Source organism: Acidimicrobiales bacterium, assembly GCA_036399815.1.
GTDB lineage: Bacteria > Actinomycetota > Acidimicrobiia > Acidimicrobiales > DASWMK01 > DASWMK01.
Genome location: DASWMK010000167.1, coordinates 1 through 1,580, shown reverse-complemented (window position 1 = coordinate 1,580; position 1,580 = coordinate 1). Strand labels below are relative to the sequence as shown.

3 protein-coding genes are annotated in these 1,580 nt (G+C 73.8%); 2 read left to right on the top strand and 1 reads right to left on the bottom strand.

What is annotated here, in order from left to right; genetic code table 11:
• Nucleotides 1-753, top strand: a 753-nt coding sequence (locus tag VGB14_12000; protein HEX9993641.1) for a transglycosylase SLT domain-containing protein, incomplete at its 5' end; no start/stop codon positions are given.
• Nucleotides 754-783: 30 nt separating this feature from the next.
• Nucleotides 784-1,143, top strand: a complete 360-nt coding sequence (locus VGB14_11995; protein ID HEX9993640.1) for a VOC family protein — start codon at nt 784-786, stop codon at nt 1,141-1,143.
• Nucleotides 1,144-1,147: 4 nt separating this feature from the next.
• Here the strand turns inward: VGB14_11995 and VGB14_11990 are convergent, their stop codons facing one another.
• Nucleotides 1,148-1,534, bottom strand: a complete 387-nt coding sequence (locus VGB14_11990) for a hypothetical protein (GenBank protein ID HEX9993639.1) — start codon at nt 1,532-1,534, stop codon at nt 1,148-1,150.
• Nucleotides 1,535-1,580 lie beyond the last annotated feature (46 nt).

The following is a 1,580-nucleotide window of genomic DNA, read 5'->3' as shown; positions in this document are numbered from 1 at the left end:
CCCGTCGACCTGGCGGAGGACCTCGTGGCGGCGGAGACGGCCGTGCGCGACGCGGCGACGCCGCCCGACGAGCTGGCCGAGGCCGCCGAGGTGCAGCAGCTCGCCTACCGGCGGCTCGGCCGGCACCCGGAGTGGGACCCTGCCGTGCTGGCCCGCGTGCCCGACGAGCTGCGGGCCGCCGTCGAGGCGAACGTGCACGCCCGGCGGGAGTTCGCCTCGATGCACACCCGGCCGGTGTCGACGATGCCGGCCTGGCGCATCGTGGAGCCGGCGCCGGCCGAGGACCTGCTGGCGTGGTACGCCGAGGGCGAGCGCACCTACGGCGTCCCATGGTTCTACCTGGCGGCGGTGAACCTGGTCGAGACGGGGTTGGGCCGCATCCGGGGCACGAGCGTGGCCGGCGCGCAGGGGCCGATGCAGTTCATGCCGGCGACGTGGGCGGCCTTCGGCGAGGGCGACGTGAACGACCCCCACGACGCCATCCTCGCCGCCGCCCGCTACCTGGCCCACAACGGCGCGCCGGCCGACATGGCGAACGCGCTGTGGAACTACAACCACTCCTGGCCCTACGTCCGAGGCGTCAGCGACCTGGCCGGGGTGATGCGGGACGACCCGAGGGCCTTCCACGGCTACTACCACTGGCAGGTGTACCTGTCGACGGTGGCCGGCGACGTCCTCCTCCCGGTCGGCTACGACGAGCCCGAGCCGGTGCCCGTCGGCGACTGGCTGCGCCGCGAGCTCGGCGGCGGCTGACCGCCGCCGGTCGGCGTACGGTTCGCGGCCATGGCGATCATCGGTGCCCACGTCCTGCTCTACAGCCCGGCGGCGGAGGAGCTGCGGGCCGTGCTCCGTGACGTGATCGGCTGGCGGCACGTCGACGACGGCGACGGGTGGCTGATCTTCGCCCTGCCCCCCGCCGAGCTCGGCGTCCACCCCGGCGACAAGCCGGCTCACGAGCTGTCCTTGATGTGCGACGACATCGAGGCGACGGTGGCCGAGCTGCGGGGCCGCGGGGTCGAGGTGAAGGGCGAGCCCCAGGACGCCGGGTTCGGCGTCGTCGCCACCCTGGTCCTCCCCGGCGGCGTCGAGGTGCTCCTCTACGAGCCCCGCCACGCCATCGCTGCGGACGTCGAGCGGCCCTAGTCAGTCAGGTCAGCCGAGCGGCGGCGAACGCCAGCCCCACGAGGGGGACGTTGGCCGCCAGCACGGCGAACGCGTACTTCCGCAGCTCCGAGTGCAGCTCGGCCCGCAGCCCGCCGATCTCACCCCGCACCTCGGCCCGCAGCCCGTTCATCTCGCCCCGCAGCTCGCCCATCTCACCCCGGAGCTCGGCCATCTCACCGCGAAGCTCGGCGCGAAGGGTGTCCATGCGGTAGCCCATCCGCTCCTCGAGCTGGGCGAGATCGTGCTTGGTCGCAACGTCGGCCCAGCCCACCGGGGGCAGGTGCTCCATCAACGTCGTCGCCTGCTCAGGGCCGAGCACCTCCTCCAACCGCTGGTGCAACCGGTACCTCGACGCCTCGGTGACCGCCACCGCCCCGCACCTCCGTCCACACGACCGACCGATGAGGGGCTCCCAC